17 protein-coding genes, 1 pseudogene and 1 other annotated feature are annotated in these 19559 nt (G+C 39.0%); of the genes and pseudogenes, 6 read left to right on the forward strand and 12 right to left on the reverse strand.

All coding sequences use genetic code 11. The features are described from left to right. Positions 1–90: 90 nt before the first annotated feature. Entirely contained in the window at positions 91–993 is a 903-nt protein-coding gene (locus tag LIS78_RS20055) for a TetR/AcrR family transcriptional regulator (RefSeq protein WP_209150571.1), read from the forward strand. A gap of 33 nt (positions 994–1026) precedes the next feature. Here the strand turns inward: LIS78_RS20055 and LIS78_RS31720 are convergent. Both LIS78_RS31720 and LIS78_RS20060 read right to left on the reverse strand, forming a co-directional pair. Then, a pseudogene (locus LIS78_RS31720) lies at positions 1027–1211 on the reverse strand (hypothetical protein). A gap of 134 nt (positions 1212–1345) precedes the next feature. Then, complete coding sequence (locus LIS78_RS20060) at positions 1346–2620, reverse strand: ATP-binding protein (protein ID WP_209150573.1); 1275 nt, start codon at positions 2618–2620, stop codon at positions 1346–1348. Positions 2621–2891: 271 nt separating this feature from the next. Here LIS78_RS20060 and LIS78_RS20065 point away from each other — a divergent pair, with 271 nt between their 5' ends. Then, the gene (locus LIS78_RS20065) at positions 2892–3656 is read left to right on the forward strand and encodes a sulfite exporter TauE/SafE family protein (RefSeq protein ID WP_195782135.1); all 765 of its coding nucleotides are present in this window, start codon (positions 2892–2894) and stop codon (positions 3654–3656) included. A 234-nt stretch (positions 3657–3890) separates the two neighbouring features. Further along, positions 3891–5243: a cation:dicarboxylate symporter family transporter gene (locus LIS78_RS20070; protein ID WP_209150575.1), complete on the forward strand. Its 1353-nt coding sequence runs from the start codon at positions 3891–3893 to the stop codon at positions 5241–5243. A 27-nt stretch (positions 5244–5270) separates the two neighbouring features. Here the strand turns inward: LIS78_RS20070 and LIS78_RS20075 are convergent, their stop codons facing one another. Together LIS78_RS20075 and LIS78_RS20080 are read right to left on the reverse strand one after the other, a co-directional pair. Beyond that, entirely contained in the window at positions 5271–5666 is a 396-nt protein-coding gene (locus tag LIS78_RS20075; protein WP_016765232.1) for a hypothetical protein, read from the reverse strand. 70 nt (positions 5667–5736) lie between these two features. Continuing rightward, on the reverse strand, positions 5737–6708 hold the full coding sequence (locus LIS78_RS20080; RefSeq protein WP_195782133.1) for an NAD(P)H-dependent flavin oxidoreductase: 972 nt from the start codon (positions 6706–6708) through the stop codon (positions 5737–5739). Between the two features lie 172 nt (positions 6709–6880). On the opposite strand from LIS78_RS20080, the gene LIS78_RS20085 reads away from it, so the two are divergent. Further along, positions 6881–8923, forward strand: a complete 2043-nt coding sequence (locus tag LIS78_RS20085; protein WP_209150577.1) for a catalase — start codon at positions 6881–6883, stop codon at positions 8921–8923. A gap of 44 nt (positions 8924–8967) precedes the next feature. Here LIS78_RS20085 and LIS78_RS20090 read toward each other — a convergent pair whose 3' ends face one another. After that, positions 8968–9465, reverse strand: a complete 498-nt coding sequence (locus LIS78_RS20090; RefSeq protein ID WP_195782131.1) for a GNAT family N-acetyltransferase — start codon at positions 9463–9465, stop codon at positions 8968–8970. A gap of 200 nt (positions 9466–9665) precedes the next feature. Here LIS78_RS20090 and LIS78_RS20095 point away from each other — a divergent pair, with 200 nt between their 5' ends. Further along, the gene (locus LIS78_RS20095) at positions 9666–10247 is read left to right on the forward strand and encodes a YitT family protein (protein ID WP_013058630.1); all 582 of its coding nucleotides are present in this window, start codon (positions 9666–9668) and stop codon (positions 10245–10247) included. A 37-nt stretch (positions 10248–10284) separates the two neighbouring features. Here LIS78_RS20095 and LIS78_RS20100 read toward each other — a convergent pair whose 3' ends face one another. The 7 genes from LIS78_RS20100 to LIS78_RS20130 form a co-directional block, all read right to left on the reverse strand. Beyond that, positions 10285–11253: an LCP family protein gene (locus tag LIS78_RS20100; protein ID WP_252284257.1), complete on the reverse strand. Its 969-nt coding sequence runs from the start codon at positions 11251–11253 to the stop codon at positions 10285–10287. Between the two features lie 87 nt (positions 11254–11340). Next, on the reverse strand, positions 11341–13263 hold the full coding sequence (ltaS, locus tag LIS78_RS20105) for a lipoteichoic acid synthase (RefSeq protein ID WP_252284258.1): 1923 nt from the start codon (positions 13261–13263) through the stop codon (positions 11341–11343). Between the two features lie 406 nt (positions 13264–13669). Beyond that, complete coding sequence (locus LIS78_RS20110) at positions 13670–14023, reverse strand: cupin domain-containing protein (RefSeq protein WP_209150580.1); 354 nt, start codon at positions 14021–14023, stop codon at positions 13670–13672. Between the two features lie 51 nt (positions 14024–14074). After that, on the reverse strand, positions 14075–14974 hold the full coding sequence (locus LIS78_RS20115) for a DMT family transporter (RefSeq protein ID WP_252284259.1): 900 nt from the start codon (positions 14972–14974) through the stop codon (positions 14075–14077). 152 nt (positions 14975–15126) lie between these two features. Then, a complete protein-coding gene (locus LIS78_RS20120; protein ID WP_252284260.1) occupies positions 15127–16254 on the reverse strand; it encodes an NADH-dependent flavin oxidoreductase in 1128 nt (375 codons plus the stop codon). Positions 16255–16448: 194 nt separating this feature from the next. Next, positions 16449–16634, reverse strand: a complete 186-nt coding sequence (locus LIS78_RS20125; RefSeq protein ID WP_013058636.1) for a Fur-regulated basic protein FbpA — start codon at positions 16632–16634, stop codon at positions 16449–16451. Positions 16635–16742: 108 nt separating this feature from the next. Further along, on the reverse strand, positions 16743–17636 hold the full coding sequence (locus tag LIS78_RS20130; protein ID WP_252284261.1) for a DUF4405 domain-containing protein: 894 nt from the start codon (positions 17634–17636) through the stop codon (positions 16743–16745). Positions 17637–17865: 229 nt separating this feature from the next. Further along, positions 17866–18097, forward strand: a binding site (T-box leader). Between the two features lie 67 nt (positions 18098–18164). On the opposite strand from LIS78_RS20130, the gene LIS78_RS20135 reads away from it, so the two are divergent. Further along, the gene (locus LIS78_RS20135; protein ID WP_013084610.1) at positions 18165–19535 is read left to right on the forward strand and encodes an amino acid permease; all 1371 of its coding nucleotides are present in this window, start codon (positions 18165–18167) and stop codon (positions 19533–19535) included. Positions 19536–19559 lie beyond the last annotated feature (24 nt).

The raw sequence follows: 19559 nt of genomic DNA on the forward strand, positions 1-19559 counted from the left end.
ATTTTTTTGAAAAGAACATTTGTGTAAACGCTTTAAATCATGTATCATAAAGTTGGACCATGAGTCTAATTTTATATTTAGGTGATAATAATGAATAACCGAAAACAGCAAGTTGTAAAAAATGCACACCATCTCTTCGTTGAAAAAGGATTTCAAGCTACATCTATTCAAGACATCATTGATTATAGCGGCATTTCAAAAGGAACATTCTACAACTATTTTTCTTCAAAAAATGAATTATTAATCGCTGTTTTTACCTGGCTTCATACAACAATTGAACAAGAGCGCAATCAGCTGCTGGTTGGTAAAAGCCTGACCGATGTAGATGTATTTGTTAAACAGATTGATGCACAGATGAAAAACCACCATAAACATAAATTTTTTACATTACTTGAAGAAGTATTTGTTTCCAATGATCCTGATTTAAAAGCATACATAAAAAAAACCCAGTTTATTGAAGTAAACTGGGTTTACAAGCGGTTCATTGATTTATTTGGACAGGAAAAGAAACCGTACCTGCTAGATTGTGCAATTATGTTTCTTGGCATGCTTCATCGCAACTTTCACTATAATTTTATGGTTAACGGCACAAATACTGACCCGCATGAGATCATAAGCTACAGCGTTAAGCGCCTGCTTCCTCTTGTAGACGAAGTAGCAAATTCAGGAGACATTTTGCTCGATCCGCAAACGATTAAAGAATGGCTTCCATCTTGCCCGAATACTAAAAATCAAATAGAACAGGACATTTCTACAGCACTTATCGATTTAAAAAAACAAGTTCACAAACAATTTACTGATGAATTCGAACGCCAAAAATGCACAGAGCTTATTAGTTTTATTGAAGAAGAGCTGTTTAAACAGTCGACTCCCCGCAAGTTTGTTGTTGATAGTGCTCTTCATTCATTAAAGCAGCTGTCTGTCAACAAAAGTAAGACAACGCTAGAGGATTTAGAGGCGATGATTGATCAGTATGTGAGTGAACTTCATTAAAAACAAATTAAGCCATAACGAAATCATTCCAATTTAAAGTCGAACAAATGGAATAAAGGGACTCGTATGGATTGCTTGAGACACCGCTTCCGCTGTTGATTTCCGTGCCAGACTTCGCTTTCCGCGGGCGACGGTGAGCCTCCCCGTCGCGTACGCTCCTGCGGGGTCTCACCTGTTCCGCTTTTCCCGCTGGAGCCTTCGTCTTGCCCTTCAATCAACAGCTAGAAGCAACTAAACATACGAAACCTATATTTACCCTACCAATAAAAAAATCCGAATGCGTTTGATTCTCCCTCAAGAATCAAACGCATTCGGATCTTCCTTCAACTAAATAATTTTTGTCCCAGCCTCTTTATTCACAAAGGGGAAATTCAAGTGAAAAACACGTTTCTTTTCCTTTTATGCTAGACACACTCACTTTTCCCTTCATATAATGAATAATACTGAAAGATACCATCGTTCCAAGCCCCGTACCTTTTTCTTTTGTTGTAAAATACGGTTCTCCTAACCGGTTGATTTGTTCTTGCGTCATACCGCAGCCTGTATCGATAATATCCACAATAACAACCCCGCCTTCTTTTGCTACTTTAACGGTTAACGTGCCTCCATTTTGCATGGCTTCAATACTATTTTTAAATAAATTGATTAGGCACTGCTGAAGCTTTCTTCTTTCTCCCATTACGAAGAACTTCACTTCTTCATCAAAGGTAAAATCAATAGCGACTCCATTCATATTTGCAAGAGGCGTCATAATATGGGTGACGTGATGAATCTCTTCTGAAATATTCATTTTTTCATTTCGTTCCGGAGCAGAATTGGCAAACAGCAAGTAATCATCAATGATTTCTTTTGCACGATCTAGTTCATTAATCGCAATGGAAATGTAGCGTTTTTTAGCAGGTTCTTTTTCATCTTCTTGCAGCATTTGCATAAATCCTCTGCTTGCAGTTAGAGGATTTCGCACCTCATGAGAGATGCTGGCGGCCAAATGACTGACAATTTCTAGTTTTTCTGCTTTCATCAGGCGCTGCAGCACTAATAAATTTGCCCGTATCGCTTCCCAGAGTATGGTAATCACAAACATGCCTGCTACATCTAAAATCGCGAATTGAACCCACACGCTAATAGGAATGCTTGTTACGTGCAAGACAAAAATAGATACAAGCATAGCTAATAAAGAACCGACTACACTAAGACAGGTGCTCACGATAATTCTATTTTTTAATGAGAAATGTAAAAAGTATTTTGTTATGAAAAATAAAGGAATGGATAAAATCGGAAGAGCAATTAATGTTGATAAAAACCCTACATCGTACCCGCCAATTAGCAAGCGCAGCAGTAAAATAAAGACAAAAAGCAAGCTTCCTAGCGGCCAGCCTCCATATAACGTTCCTAAAATATAAGGAATTCTTCGTAAATCCATTCGATAGTCATCCGGGACATAAGCTCCGTTAACCGGAAACAAAAGGCAAAAGGTAATGGCTAAAATCGGAAATACCGCGATATAACGATCTTTCCACCAATGAATTTTTTTAGCATACTTGATTAAATAAAACATCTGCACTAAAAACAGCGCCAATAAAATAAATAAAAAATTAATTAACAAATCTTTCGTGACAAAACTCATGCATTCACCGGTCTTTCAAATGAGATAAAAATAAACTCTTTTATTGCATTTACATTTGTAACACAAATTAGAGCGTAATCATAGATAAATAAACGTATTCTATTTACTTTTTTATAACTTCCTATGACTTTATCGTCCGTTCCCTAAAATAGTGAAGGATAAGAAAACCTTTTCAACTTCACTAAAAATATTCAGAATTTTATTTACATATGAGCTACAATGCTCTATAATCAGATCAATGTACTTGGTTTTGAGAGTAGGAGGACGAAATATGGAACTATCAATTACCTTAATGGGATTATTCGTTGGAACCCTTGTAGGCTTAACGGGGGTTGGAGGTGCCGCTTTATTAACACCTTTACTGATTGTACTCGGCATTAACCCTTCCATTGCCGTAGGAACAGATCTTGTCTACAATTCTATCACAAAATTATTCGGAGTCGCTCAGCACTACAAACAGCGAACCATTAACTTTAAATTAGCAAAATATTTAGCCTTCGGAAGTATTCCGAGCGCCGTGCTGGCTATTGTCACACTTCATGCATTCCCATCTTTTCACGAGCATCAAGAAACGATTATTAAGCACGCTCTTGGATATGTCATGACGCTGGTTGCCATTTCAATTATCTTTCGCGTCTTTTTTGATAAATTAATTCGCCCAAATCGGTTTCAGGAAATGGACTTAGATCAGAAAAAAGGATTAACAATCGGAATTGGCGTAGTCTTTGGATTCATTGTCGGACTAACATCGATTGGTTCGGGCTCATTATTTGCGATTGCGATGCTGTACTTATTTAAGCTAAAAACATCTGAGCTGGTTGGAACTGATATTGCACATGCGTTTCTTCTCGTTACGGTGGCTGGTATTTTAAATGCAAGCTTTGGAAGCGTGGATTACATGTTGACTGCTAACCTATTAACTGGATCTATTCCAGGTGTGTTACTCGGAAGCCGTTTATCAACGAAAGTGCCTTCAAGACCGCTTCAAGCCATCATGGCAACCATCATTCTAATTAGCGGAATTAAATTAATTTAACAAATAAAAGCACATGCCTTTGCATGTGCTTTTTATTAGTTTCTTTAAATATCTACATTAAAAATAATAATGTTTTAAACCACTTCCCTGCTCTTCTTATACACTTCAACTAATATTTTTATTGAATTTTAGTCAAAGAGACCAATGACACCTCAAACAACCTTACGTTAAAATGTAAAAAAACATAACATCTATTGTGATATTTAAAAAAATTGTAGGACGAAGGGAGAACACATGACAAAAACAGCGGCAAAAAGTAAGAAAAAACCTTTTTATAAAGGTCTTTTCTTTCAAATTATGATGGCAATTGTGCTTGGCATAGCCGTAGGATATCTATGGCCAAGCTTTGGAAATGCTGTGAAACCGATTGGAGACGGTTTTATTAAGCTTATCAAAATGCTGATTGCTCCTCTTATTTTTGGAGTAGTTGTTGTTGGAATTGCCAAGGTTGGAAACATTAAAACAGTTGGGCGTATCGGTGGAAAAACCATTCTCTACTTCGAAATTGTCACAACATTCGCTCTATTAATCGGTCTATTAGTAGCAAACGTAATGAATCCCGGCACCGGTATGAATGTTGATCCTTCAAGCTTAAGCACAAGCGAAGTGGACGCGAAGACAAACGGCTCCGAACTTCCGAGTGAAGGTGATTTTTTTCTTAATATGATTCCAGACAGTGCAGTTGGTGCTTTTTCAAGCAACTCTATGCTTCAAGTGCTTTTAATTTCTTGTTTGTTTGGCATCGCGCTTGTCCATATAGGCGGAAAAACAGCAGAGACCCTTTTAAATGTATTGGAAAAAGTAAATGATGTGTTGTTTAAAATTATGGGATACATTATGAAATTAACGGCTCTTGCCACGTTTAGCGCCATGGCATTTGCAGTTAGTCAGTACGGTCTTGGAACACTTGCTGCATTTGGAAAGCTATTTATCGCTATGACAATTGCTTGTCTAGCATTTGTTCTTGTTTTAGCTGCTATTTTACGAATCTATTTAAAATTAAGTTTATGGAAAGTCATTCTATATATACGAGAAGAAATTATGCTGGCATTTGCTACGGGTTCCACTGAAGCCGTTATGCCGCAGCTCATGGATAAATTCGAACAAGCAGGATGCAACAAAGCAGTCGTTGGCCTTGTTGTGCCTACTGGCTATTCGTTTAATCTAGACGGTGCTTCCATTTACTTGTCTCTTGCCCTCGTCTTTTTAGCACAAGCAACGGGCATAGACTTGAGCCTCACTGATCAGATTTTAATGCTTGGTGTCCTGCTTCTTACATCTAAAGGAATGGCTGGCATTCCAGGCTCAGCCTTTGTTGCTCTCTCTGCGACCGCAGCAGCAACCGGATCCATTCCGGTAGCAGCCGTTGCTCTGATGCTCGCTCCTGATCGCTTTATGGGTAATTACCGGACTACAGTTAATATTATTGGTTATGCGGTAGCTGCTTTTATTATCGCAAGATGGGAAAATTTATTAGACCTACAAAAAGCAAATGATGTGCTGGATGGAAAAATTGCGTATCAGCCCAAAAATGCTGAAATTTCTCTCCCAGAGAGTATTCCAGCAGCCAATGAAAAAGCATTTTAATAAAAAAATTTCCTGCCCGAGACAAGTCTATTTTGCTTGTTTTTCGGGCAGGAATTTAATTGTTACGTGAAAGGCCTTTTGCTGAAACTTATTTTCTTCCAGTATTTTATATACCATTTGTTTAATAGTTTCTTGCGTTTTGGCATCAGATGAAACGGAAGGCTCCATATACACATCCAGCTCTACTCTGTCTTTTGAGTAAAGGGAAGAATTCACGCCTCTTGATTCATAGCCCGCTTCAGTTAAACCGCTGCTGATTTTATGCCAAATATCCAGTTTGTCCATTTGTTTAATAACAGGCTTTGCTTCTTCGTACACTTGTGCTTGCTGAGTCTTGGAAACTTCTTCTTTTTTAGTAAAAACTGCATACCCTGAACCTACTACTAAAAACGTCATAATAGCAAATGCTCGCATCCTTTTCATTTTCTCACCTCATTTAGAGATATAGATTATAAATATGCGAATAATTGCTGCAGTATGACGGCTTGTATATCTACTTCTTTTCCACTATACTCAGCAGTCGTTTAGAACCGACGTGCACTTCTTCTATCATACTGTCAAAAAGCTCTTGCACCGTTGGGATACTATCAATCAGTCCAACGACTTGGCCTGCCCATCCATAGCCTTCATCGATTTTATTTTCATAAATATACCGGCAGTTTGCCCCTCCGCTAATGACGTCTTTTAACTCTTCGTACCTCTCTCCTTGCTGCTCACGCTCAATAATATCAAGAGTGTAATGAGACTTCAATACGCGTCCAGGCGCTCCGAACGAACGTTTAATAACCACAGTATCGGTTTCTTTTGCTTCTACAATAGCTTGTTTATACGCATCGTGGGCATCTACACATTCTTTTGTCGCGATAAAACGCGTTCCCATTTCAATCCCTTCAGCGCCTAATGATAACGCTGCCAATAATCCTTGTCCGTTTCCAATCCCTCCGCTTGCAAGGACCGGAATTGACACAGCCGCAGCTACTCGAGGAATTAACACCATTGTGCCGAGATCCTCACGTCCGATATGTCCTCCTGCTTCTTGCCCCACTGCCATGACGGCATCTGCTCCTAACTTCTCAGCTTTCTGAGCTTGACGCACGTTGGCTACCAGCACGAGCGTTTTAATTCCCGTTCCTTTTAATCTCTCAAAAATAGGTGCGGGATTTGCTCCTGTTATGGAAACAACCGGAACGCCTTCTTCTACTGCTACGTCGAGAAGTTCTTTATAAGAACCTTCTGTTTGACCTCCAACAGCAAAATTAACGCCAAAAGGACGCTCAGTTAAAGAACGTACTTTCTTAATTTCAGCTCGAAGTTTCTCAGGTGTTCGGAGCGTCATAGCTGTAATTTGTCCAAGCCCTCCTGCATTTGAGACAGCAGCAGCAAGTTCTGCGTACGCTAAATACGCCAGACCTCCTTGTACAATTGGATATTGAATTTCTAATAAATCTGTTACCCGTGTTTTCATCTATGTATCCCCTCTCCTTTTATTTTCTTATTTATGAATACTTATTCATAATCATAACAAGAAAATAACGGATTTCCTACGAAAAAATTCCAACATTTCTGTTTGCTTCAACTTTTGATAGGGTACACATTTTGTAATGATTATTAATTGAAGGTCAAGGAGGAAGACAGGTATGACAAAAAAGCACCCTGTAAATGAAAAAAGCAAGCAAGAACAGCTCGAGCAGTTTAAAACAGATGATCGAAACCAAGCGCTCACAACCAATCAAGGGTTAAAGCTTTCCGAAGATGAATTTTCTTTAAAAGCGGGTGAACGTGGTCCAACCCTTATGGAAGACTTTCATTTCCGTGAAAAAATGACGCATTTTGACCACGAGCGCATTCCTGAACGCATCGTTCATGCGCGCGGCTTCGCTGCTCACGGAGAATTTGAACTGTATGACTCTCTCAGTGAATATACAAAAGCTAAATTTTTACAGAATCCGTCTGTAAAAACACCTGTATTTGTCCGTTTCTCTACTGTAGCAGGTTCTAAAGGTTCAGCTGAAACGGTGCGCGACGCCCGTGGTTTTGCAACAAAATTTTATACAGAAGAAGGAAACTATGACTTAGTTGGAAATAACATTCCCGTGTTCTTTATCCAAGATGCGATTAAATTCCCGGATTTAATTCACGCTGTTAAGCCTGAGCCACACAACGAAATGCCGCAGGCGGCTTCAGCACATGATACGTTTTGGGATTTTGTCGCCAATAACCAAGAGTCTGCTCACATGGTCATGTGGTCAATGTCAGACCGTGCAATTCCACGCAGCTTGCGTATGATGGAAGGCTTCGGCGTACATACTTTTCGCTTAGTTAATGCAGAAGGAAAAGCTCATTTTGTCAAATTCCACTGGAAGCCTGTGCTCGGAACGCATTCCCTTGTTTGGGACGAAGCTCAAACCATTTCTGGGAAAGACCCTGATTTTCATCGCCGCGATTTATGGGAGTCGATTGAAAACGGAGATTATCCTGAATATGAGCTAGGGCTTCAAATCATAGCTGAGGAAGATGAATTTAAGTTCGACTTTGACATTCTCGATCCAACTAAGCTTTGGCCAGAAGAAGACATTCCCGTCAAATTGGTTGGAAAAATGACCTTAAATCGAAATGTAGACAACGTATTTGCCGAAACGGAACAAGTCGCATTCCATCCGGGGCATGTGGTACCGGGAATTGATTTTTCCAATGATCCTCTCTTACAAGGGAGATTGTTTTCATACACGGATACCCAGCTTATTCGTCTGGGCGGTCCGAATTTTCATGAACTTCCAATCAACCGTCCAGTATGCCCGTTTCATAACAATCAACGAGACGGCTACGGACGTCAAACGATTAACAAAGGGCCTGTCAGCTATCACAGAAACTCTCTTGCAGCCAATACGCCGGCTCCTGTCCCAGAGTCAGAGGGCGGTTATGCTCACTATCAAGAAAAAGTGGAAGGAAGAAAAGTTCGAAGCCGAAGCGAAAGTTTTAAAGACCACTTTTCACAGGCAACGCTATTTTGGAATAGCATGAGCGACCCTGAAAAAGAGCATATTATCAGTGCTTTCAGCTTTGAGCTTGGAAAAGTGAAAAGCAAGTCTGTTCAGCAGCAGGTCGTTGATATGTTTGCCAACGTCAGTACAGTGCTAGCTAAACAAGTAGCACAAGCGATTGGTGCAACGCCTCCATCAGGAGAAGACGCGCCAGTGACCAAGTCATCTCCGGCTCTTAGTCAGGAACAGACGATTAAAAAGCCGAATACGCGTAAAGTAGCTGTCATTCTAGCTAATGACTTTAGCAGTGACCTACCACAAGTGTTAAACAGTTTAAAACAACAGGGCATTCAGCCTGAAATTGTAAGCACAACCCTCCAAAACGTAAAAGGAACAGACGGGTTAGAACTTGAAGTACAGCACACGTTCTTAACAAGTGATTCTGTCTTATTCGATGCGGTTTATGTTGTCGGAAGTTCGTCAGCTGATGAGAAGTTTCGTAAAGAAGCACTGACGTTTGCTCAAGAAGCATTCGAGCATTTTAAACCAATTGGCGCGACAGATGAAGGTGTTAAGTGGCTGAAAGCTTCTGGCTTAGATAGTAGTCCCGGTGTCGTAACTGGAGAAACTACACGCTTTACAGATGAGTTTATTGAAGCTATTTCAGCTCACCGCCACTGGAATCGTCACGTTATATAAATAAAAAAAGCCTTTGAAATCAATGATTTCAAAGGCTTTTTTTATTAAACTGATTTTCTAAATGCCATAACGTGCAAATCTTTTACCGGATAAAAATCGTTATCAGGAAAGCGAACGTAACCTCTTTTAGTGTACAGCTTAATGGCATGTTCCATTGAATTATCTGTATGTAAACCTAAATAAGAACACCCTAGCTCCCGAGATTTTTTTTCACACGCTTCAAGAAGCGCATTGGCGACTCCTTTTCGGCGATGAGACGGAGCAACTGCCAGCAGACGAATTTCAGCCCATGGAAATGGCTTTAACAACCCTCCATATACATCCGTATTCGGCGGATAAAACAAAACGCTTCCTGCCATTTCTCCATCGATTTCAGCTACAATGCACTCAAATTTCTTTTCTTCACTCAAGGTATGTAAAATTCCCTTTCGATATCTTTTCCAGTGTGCTTCTGATTTTACAGCTGCATATTGCTCATAGGCAGCAAGCGTCACTGTTTCAATAGATGATGTTTCTTCTTCTCTAGCTTTTCGAACGATCAATTTTTTCTCCTCCATTTACCTTCTTCGTTAATTCTTATTGTCTATGGTGAACCATGTTTATGCAACACATTTGCATCTTAAAACAGCTTCCTTTGCATATATTTAATCCGTTCATTATGGTTTCTAAAGCGGTCTTTGTGCTGAAACTCTGCTTGTCTTCATATACATATAAAGAGATTCATAGACAAGGATGAGACAGCATGTATAAAAAATTGATTGCAATTGGAATTGGCAGTGTGTTTGTTAGTATCGGAATTAACGTTTTTATTCTTCCGCTTCAGCTTGTAACAGGAGGCATTACGGGAATTAGCTTAATCATTAATTATTTACTTGGCTATAAAGTAGGTGTGATGATTTTTTGCTTAAACTTGCCGATTTACCTTCTCGCCTTGGGTTTTAACCGCTCTTATTTTTTAAATGCTATCTATGGCATGGTTCTCTCAGCCGTTATGATTGATTTGCTGTTTCCGCTTCACGGGATTTTTCACCTTCCCATTATCTTAAGCGCTTGCCTTGGAGGTGTTTTTAACGGAATCGGAACCGGCATCATGCTCCGGCAGCACGCAAGTCAAGGCGGGGTCGACTTATTTTCTCTGATACTTGCGAAATGGTTATCTTTAAACCCCGGCATCATCATTTTAGTGATTGACGCATCTATTATTATTTCAGGTATTTTACTGCTTCAAAACGATACAGCTATTTATTCATTATTCATTGTTGTATGCTCCGGTATAGTGACCAGTTTAATTACATCATTCAAACGCATCATCGTCTATGTATAAGGAAAAAGCCTCGAGACATGCGTCTCGAGGCTTTTCTTTATTTGTCATTTAAGAATTCTTGCAGCGCCTCTTTATTTTTATCTAAATCAATATCAAGCACCATACCAACACCGCTATACGTTTTGTTTTCAAATGATCCGTCTAACGGCAGTCGCAGGCTTTGAACATCTTTCATGTTTCCTGTTACCACATCTTTAGCCAGAAGCATCATGCTTTTTGTATCTAAATTTGTATCGATGTAAGGATCCATTACGCCGAGAAGCTTCGGTATTTTAAACACGCTGTTTAGGCTTGCTACTTCATCTTTAAGCTTTAAAACGACTTCTTGCTGGCGCTGAACGCGTCCAAAATCACTCATGTTATCATGGCGAAAACGTACGTAGCCAAGCAGCTGTTCACCGTGTAAAACTTGGGTACCTTTGTGAAGCGTCATACCAATTCCCGAAGACATATCGTGAGGCACGGTTACTTCAATGCCATCAGGCGCAATCGTATCTACAATTTTTGAAAAACCTTCGAAGTCCACAACTGCATAATAGTTAATATCGATATCAAAATTTTGTTTAATCGTTTGACGCAGCAGCTCAGGACCTCCGAACGCGTAAGCAGCATTCAGCTTTTGCTTGCCGTGTCCTGGAATATCCACGTACATATCCCTCATAAGGGAAACAATTTTCGGGTGCTTGCTTTTAGAATCGTAGTGAGCAATTAAAATAGAGTCTGTACGAGAATGCTTTTCCCCGCGCGAGTCACTTCCTAACAGCAGCATATTTACTTCTCCGTTATTTGGGAGACTGCCTTGAAACTGTTCAAATGTCGTGCCGTCATCCGCAAATTGACCATCACTTGCCATCGATAGCCCTTGCTTATATTGGAAATAGCTGTATATGCCCCCAACGATAATAAAAAGGAACAACAAAGCAAAGAACACTCTGCCCCATCGAACTCTTCTTCTTCTTTTGCGTCTTGTTCGCTCCACGTTTCTGTCACCAGCTTTCTTTTTCAATGAAGTTCTCATAAAACAAGCAAGTAGCTAAGCTTTTAAAAAGCTCCTCTACTTGCTTGTTTGGATTGTATGGTGTGAAAGCTTACATTACTTTTCTGTTTCTTGGTCTTTTCCATACATGTATTTTGATGGATCGACCGGTTTAAAGTCATCTAATTTATTAAATCGTAATAAATCACCGTATAACACTTTATCAGAAAGTTCTAGCTCTCTTCCAACTTTCTTTTTATAAGCTTTCGCTTCGTCTGTTACTGTGATTCTTTCTCCTGTGTTTGTATCGTAATACTTGCCGTCAATTGACGTGTATTTCGGAGAAACATAATCACCATTTCTAAATGCTACTACCTGATCATGGTCTTTTGATAATAAATCTGTACCGAATTGAACATACTCTTTACTATCAATTCCCACTAAGTGAAGAAGCGTAGGTACTACGTCAATTTCACCGCCGTACGTATGGTTCACTCCACCTTTTACACCTGGTACGTGAAGGAAGAACGGTACGCGTTGAAGCTGAGCATTTTTATATGGCGTAATTTTCTCGCCAAGAACTTTTTCCATTGCTTTGTTATGATTTTCAGAAATACCATAGTGGTCGCCGTAAATCATAATAACTGAGTTGTCATATAAGCCTGAAGCTTTTAGCTCTGTAAAGAATTCTTGCAGTGATTCATCCAAATAACGAGCCGTTTGGAAATAACGGTCTACCGTTCCATCTCCTGTGTTTGCCGGCTCAATGCTAGCATCGCCTTTATCAAGGACAAATGGGAAATGGTTTGTTAATGTAATCATATGCGCATAGAACGGCTGCTTCAATGACTGTAGCATTGGCATAGATTCTTTGAAGAATGGCTTATCTTTTAATCCATAGTTTACTTTGTTATCACCAGTCATATTGTAATAACTTGCGTCAAAGAATTTATCCACACCGAACTGCTTATAAATTTCATTACGGTTCCAGAACGTTTTATAGTCTCCGTGTAAAACGGCACTTGTATAGCCACCCTCTTGATCTAAGATCGCTGGTGCTGCTTGGTACGTGTTGCGGCCTTTTAAGCTAAATGCTGATCCTTGAGGCAAGCCATATAATGACGTATCCATCATAAGCTCTGCATCAGCTGTTTTACCTTGTCCTGTTTGATGGAAGAAGTTATCAAAATACATAAATTCATTTCCATTTGCTAATGAATTTAAAAACGGCGTTACTTCTTGCCCGTTTAACTTATAGTTAATCAGGAATGACTGAAATGATTCTAGATGAATTTTAATAATGTTTTTCCCTTTTGCTTTACCGGCATACTCAATATTTGGAGCTGCATAGTGACTTGTACTGAAGTTTTTCACTGTTGTTAAGTCATCACTGCTTGCGAATGCTCGTTGCTTTGAGTTTTTAAACGTTTGAACTGCATCATACACCGTGTAGTTGTATGCTCCTAAATATTTCACTAGGTAGTTGCGATCAAATGTTCTTGTTAATAATTCAGGGCGATCTTTTTCAGCATAGTGCAAGTTAATTGCAAAAGCGATAGCTCCTGCCGCTAGTACCATGAACGTATAACGGAATTTAAGACGTGCTTTTGGCCATTCGATTTTTCTAACAAACAATAGCGCAATCAGTAAAATGATATCTACAAAGTAAAAAATATCGTGAGCTTTTACTAAATCAGCGATACTGCCTCCCATATGACCCACATTGCTTGTTTGCGTTAAAGTAGGCAATGTCACAAAGTCATTGAAGAATCGATAATATAAAATATTGCTGTACAAAATGACCGTCATGATTGTACTAAGAATAAGCGTCCAAACGATGGATCTTTTTCCTTTTGCAAACAATGCTAACCCTAAAAAGATCAAAGTTGAACTAATTGGATTAATAAACAATAACGTTTTTTGCATTGAGTCACTTATATCTAAGTTGAACTCCACTTTGTAAGACATGTAAGACTTGATCCACATGAATAAAACCGCTATAAAAAAGTAAAACAACGGCTTTGAAAATAGTTTTTTCATTTTCAAATTCCTTTCACTAAAAAGTAGAGATTTCATGTTCAGCTAACCTCAGGAAAGTCCCCTACATTAAATCGTAACGGTTACGTCCTGCAAAAGATTACCTGAAAATGATTCAATTTGTCAAACAATATCATCTTCATCTCTTTTTTTAGTCATCTACAAAATTTACATTTTAACTTGTAATCTCTTATTTTTTATCGTGATGTTAATATTACACAATTGTTAATTTGTAAATTTTGTTCTCCCTATATTGCATACATATTAATTTACCACATTTCTGCTCTGCAATAAAAGTATTTTTATTTTATTGATCATAATATTTCACTTACTGAATGAAAAGGTACTATTGTACTGGACAGTATTCTTCGCTTACTGTTAGGACTAGTAAAAATGGACTTATCTATGCTTAGTCTTCATCTTCATCAACAGCTATGCGGTCTCCTTGTGCAAAGGGCTGTGAAATAACAAGAAACTCAATCTCTTCGCTCGAACGATTCATCATTTGATGAAGAATAGACGGAAGCACTTCTATTCCTTCATGTGCTTTTACATCATAAATAATTCCGTCTACTTCTAGAGCAGCTGTTCCTTTTAGCACAAAGAAAAATTGCTGTGCTCTCGTGTGATAATGCCTTACCTCTTTTGTATGAGGAGGCATGCGCTCATGAATAATACTTACGTCTTTATTTTTCACTAGGTGCCACCCGTCGCATTTTCCTCCCCACACGTAATGTTCTGCGTTTTGCTTACTAACTTTCATGACAGCTCCCCTTTTCTAATGAACGAGCACCAACAAATTAAATGGAAAATTCTATATGTTTTTTTGAACCTTACTATTGGAAATGTTTTTTTCAGATTCTGGTTTTCGCTTTAAGGTAAACAGCATTCCTAAAAAGATCAAAACGATGCCTGCAAGCTGAAGAAACGTCGGGCGGAAGCCTGTGAATGCTGTATCTAATAAAATAGCAACAGCTGGATCTAAAAACACCAGAACTGAAATTACCTGAGTTTTTAAATAGCGCAGGCTGTCAAAAAACAAATAATACACTAAACCAGTATGTACAAAGCCCGTTACTAAAATTGCTGTCCAGTTGGCCGTTGTTAGGAAATGAAAATCACTAAAATGAACAAACGGCAACAGTAGAAAAATTCCTAAAAAAGTCTGAAGAAATGTAACAGCATAAGCACTCATATGAATAATTCCTTTTCCAAGCAGCGTCGTGCATGCATAAAACAAAGCGGCTAAAAGCGCCCAAAGTATTCCTGAAGACATGAAGCCCTCAATCGTAAGTTGCTCCACTCCAATAATTAGAAGTGTTCCTATAAAACAGATTGAGATAGACATAACGCCAAGAACCGTTATTTTCTCCTTAAACATCAAGCTCCCCAGAAGCAATACTAAAACGGGTGCAAGGTGATAAATAGAAATGGCAACCGTAACGGACATCATTTCAAATGCTTTAAATAAAAACACCCAGTTAAACACTAGAAATACCCCGCACAGTAAAATCTGCTTTATCTCTTTGATATTCCACTTTTCCCTTTTGTACTCCCCCGTTATGAACCAGCACATTCCAAGAAAAAGCGTTGCACAAATACAGCGAACAAATACTAAATCAAAGGAAGGCAGTCCAGTTTGTGTGGAGAAAAATCCAATTGAACCAAAAATACTCATTGAAACCATCATTTTCACCATTGGACCTGCTTTCATTTTTCCACCTCACTTTCAGAAAACTATTACTATTCAAACATAAAGAAGTCCATTTGTAAATTAATGGTTCAAAAGCACGATTCCATAAAAAAGCAAAAAAGCGTAAAGACATGGGGGCAGTCCCATCGTCTTTGCGCTTTTCTGTCTTTCTTTTAATCTTCAACCGGGAACCAGCCTGGCGTGTTAATAACAGCTTGCCAAAGCGGGTCAGGAATCACAAGCTTTTCCTGATCGTTTTTGCTTAATGTTGTTACAATTTCATTTTCGCGGCCTTCTTTGACTTTTTGAACCCAGTCTGGATCCATAATTAATTCGCGGCCAATCGCAAGCAGTGGAATCCCCGTTTCAAGAGCTGCTACTGCTTCGTCTGCTGTATGAATAGAACCTACGCCCATCACAGGCACGCGGCTTCCTACTCGCTCTTGAATAATTTCAATACGTGAACGAGTATCTTCTACGCCTCGGCGCGGTTTTGACCAGAATTCCATTAGTGACACGTGAAGGTAATCAAGGTCTTTTTCTGCTAGTGCATCAACTAATTTCAATGTGTCAGCCATTGTAATTCCAGGTGTTTCAGGCTCTTCTGGAGAGAAGCGGTAGCCTACTAAAAATGGCTCTTTTGCATGTTTAGAAACGGCTTGCTTTACTTCGTCTACGATTGCTAGCGGGAATGTTAAGCGTTTTTCTACGCTGCCACCCCATTTATCTTCACGGCGATTAGAATGCGGAGAAAAGAACTGCTGAATTAAATAGTTATTTGCTCCGTGGATTTCAACTCCGTCAAACCCTGCTTCAATGGCACGACGCGTCATTTCACCAAAATCGTGAATAATGTCTTCGATTTCTTCATTTGTTAACTCTCGAGGCACCGGTGCTCCTTCTTGTTCTGCAGCAACAGCGCTTGCGCTAACAACCTCTCCATTTGGAACCAGTTCAGGCGGGCACATGCGGCCTCCGTGGAAAATTTGAAGAACTGCTTTTGCTCCTTGATCTTTAATTGCTGTTGCTAAACGGCGCAGGCTAGGAATCATTTCATCGCTGTCTGCAGCAAACTCTCCGTGAAATCCTTTGCCGTTCGGCGTCCCGTATGTACATGCTGTAATAACCATGCTGACACCTTTTGAACGTCGCACATAGTAGTCAACTTCTGCGTTTGACACCGTTCCATCTTCATTTGATGAAAAGTTTGTCATAGGTGCAAGAATAATACGGTTATCTAATTTGATGCCATTTGAAAAAGCAAATGGCTGTAAAAGCGGCTCATACTTTTTATTTGTCATTTTATTTCCCTCCAAAAATGATACGGTCAAAAATATTAGCATATTATAGGTAGAAACTGTTTTCCTTCCTATAACATGTGTAATTTAAAACTGTAACTTTAAAATATACTGTGATTTTAATCTGTACAGTTTTGCCTGTCAAAGAATAAGACTTTCTCATATAAAAAAGCACTCATATACTGAGTGCCTTTTTATCATTGCGAAAGAGGTTCCTGATTATACATGAATGCTTTCACTTTTACATATTGAGCTTCTAACTCTTGAAGTGTCAGTTCGTATAAGTGCCGATTTCCTTTTTTATAAATACCAAAATTCAATAGCGCATTAATAAACCAATTTTTCTTATGTTCCGTTTCAGGCTGTGTGTGTTGTTTCACGATTTCCACCACCTAAGTTTATCTCATATTAATTTTGCAAAGCGTTTGCTTTTACATAAATGATTTTACTTCTGTACGATGAAAAAACAGTGAAATAGATAGCTTTTTTATTTAAATTTCCGCAGCCGGACCCGCCATTTTTTTACGTCTTTTCACTTCCGTTAATATTTTTTCAATATAATAAATAACAATAATAAAAACCGACATAATAGCAAAATAAGTACCGATTACAACAAAAGGATTCGGACTTTCAAAACCGCCTTCTTTTCCTTTCATTCCTCTTTCCGGACCTCCGCCATCGTGATCAAAGTTCGGAGGTTCGTGACCAGCAGATGCCGTCGCAGAAGATTTGTTCTCGCTAAATGAATGGCGATCAAAATCCGGCTTTCCACCGCCTTTTTGCGGCATATCTGATGAACTTAAATTTAGTACTCTCGCTACTCCTCCAAGCTTTCCAAGAAAACCCGTCTCATTTATTTCGTATATGCCAACGACTAACAGTGCAACGGTTGCTAGCTTAGCTACTATGCTCAAGCTTTTCTTTGACTTTTTGAATTTCGTCATGTTTTTACATACATTTATGACCCATTGCCAATGAAGACCTATGTGAGCGGCTACTAAAATTAACACTAAAAATGATACCGAAATATGCGAAACCTTAAACCACTGTTCATTCCCAACATTAATATTTGGAAATACTACTCTTGAAATAAAAATACCGCTTATCATAATAAATGACATCGTAATCAACAGCATGATATTTAAAAAGTAACCGAACTTTGTTCTGCGCGGAAGCTTGCGGTCAAATAATTTAACCGTAACTTTCTTTACCCACTGCCAGTTTAGTAGCACGTGGGTAAAAAAGGCGGCGGCAATCGCTAGCCCCACAATTTCATGAAACGTTAACCCTCCCAATACTTGTTTGTTGAAAAATAAAACAAACGTAACGGCCATTAAAAGATCCAGTCCAAACCGGACGTACATCATCTTTTTCACTCTATTCATTCTCCTCACCTATGTATTTGTCAAAACAACCTCTCTTTCATATTTCTTAATGTAATCAGAGTTGGTGAAAATTAGGTGAAACGACTGATTTTTTTACCAAAATAACCAGTCCTGAGTTCTATAAAAAACAGAGTTCAATCATTTTTACTTTTTAGAAAATAGCTGTTGACAAAGAAAAAAGAAGCACGTATAGTAATGGTTATTCATCAAGAACTTTCAGATTTTAATCAAAAACACAGCGATTGGGAGTAGTAGAAGCTTATTATTCGGTCAAGAGAGCTACGGGTTGGTGCAACGTAGTCCAATAATACTTTGAACTCGCCCAGGAGTGGTAATTCAGAAAGAATGCAGAAGTATTCTCTAAGTTTTAACGTCTAACCTTCGTTATCAGGTTTTAAGCAGGGTTCTTTAAGAGCCAACAAGAGTGGTACCGCGGTCAGCTAAAGCTTATCGTCTCTTCTCTCATTTGATAATGAGGTAGGAGACGATAAGCTTTTTTTATTTTATAAAAAAGTGGAGGGAAAAGTCATGAAGAAGGACAACCAAGGTTTGCAGCGAACAATGACTTCACGTCACATTATGATGATGGCGCTAGGTGGAGCCATTGGCGCTGGTTTATTTAAAGGAAGCAGCTCAGCTATTGATATGGCAGGACCATCAGTTATCATTGCTTATTTAATTGGCGGAATTATTTTACTATTCATTATGCAAGGTCTTGCTGAAATGGCGGTTCGAAACAGTGACGCACGAACGTTTCGTGATTTAGTTCAGTCGATTTTAGGAAGCTATCCCGCTTATTTTTTAGACTGGATTTACTGGAAAATGTGGGTGTTAAACATTGCCGCTGAAGCCGTTGTAGCAGCTATTTTTATTCAGTACTGGCTTCCTGATTATCCAATTTGGATGCTTGCTTTAGGCGTATCCGTTATTGTCACAGTTATTAACTTGCTTTCAGTTAAAGCATTTGCTGAAACGGAATACTGGTTAGCATTAATTAAAATTACGGTCATTGTAATCTTTATCATCGCTGGACTTCTGTTACTATTTGTATCATTTGGTCACCATACCGCAGCGGGTTTTTCAAATTTAAGCGATCACGGCGGTTTCTTTCCAAAAGGACCAACTGGGTTAATTACGGCGATGCTAGTTGTCATCTACTCTTACGGTGGAACTGAAATCATCGGGGTGACGCTAGCTGAAACAAAAAACCCTGAAAAAGTAGTACCAAAAGCCGTGCGCAGCACATTAACACGCATCATTGCTTTTTATCTGTTCCCGTTTTTTATCATCGTGAGCTTGATCCCTTGGAATGAAGTAAACGGCGTTTCTCAAAGTCCTTTTGTGATGGTATTTAAAATGATTGGAATTCCCGGAGCAGATCATATTATGAATGCTGTGATCTTGTTAGCCGTTATTTCTTCAATGAACTCAGGACTTTACGGTTCATCACGTATTTTGTATACCCAAGCAGTAGACGGTCGAGTGCCGAAGATATTTTCGAAACTTTCTGTTAACAAAGTTCCCGTCTATGCAATCTTAATGTGTACATCATCCCTTTATGTGGGCGTGTTGATTTCCTTATTTGCAGGAAGTAAAACATTTGATTATTTGATGGGATCCTTAGGATATACCGTGTTGTTTATTTGGTTGATTATTGCGATCGCACACTTAAAGTCCCGCAAAGTTCAGCCAGAAGCATCGAGCAGCTACTCTGTTAAATGGTTTCCTTATACGACGTGGGCTGCCCTAATTGCACTAAGCGCTATTTTAATTGGTGTTATCTGTACAACCTCCGTTGTTATTACGACTATTACACTAGCTATCTATTTATTTATTACAGCTACCTATATCTTTAAAGGCCGATTTTATCGATCATCAGCAGTCAAGCACGCTAAATAAAAAAACGCCTCCTCTGATGACTCA

This window comes from Priestia megaterium (genome assembly GCF_023824195.1).
Classification (GTDB): Bacteria; Bacillota; Bacilli; order Bacillales; family Bacillaceae_H; genus Priestia; species Priestia megaterium_D.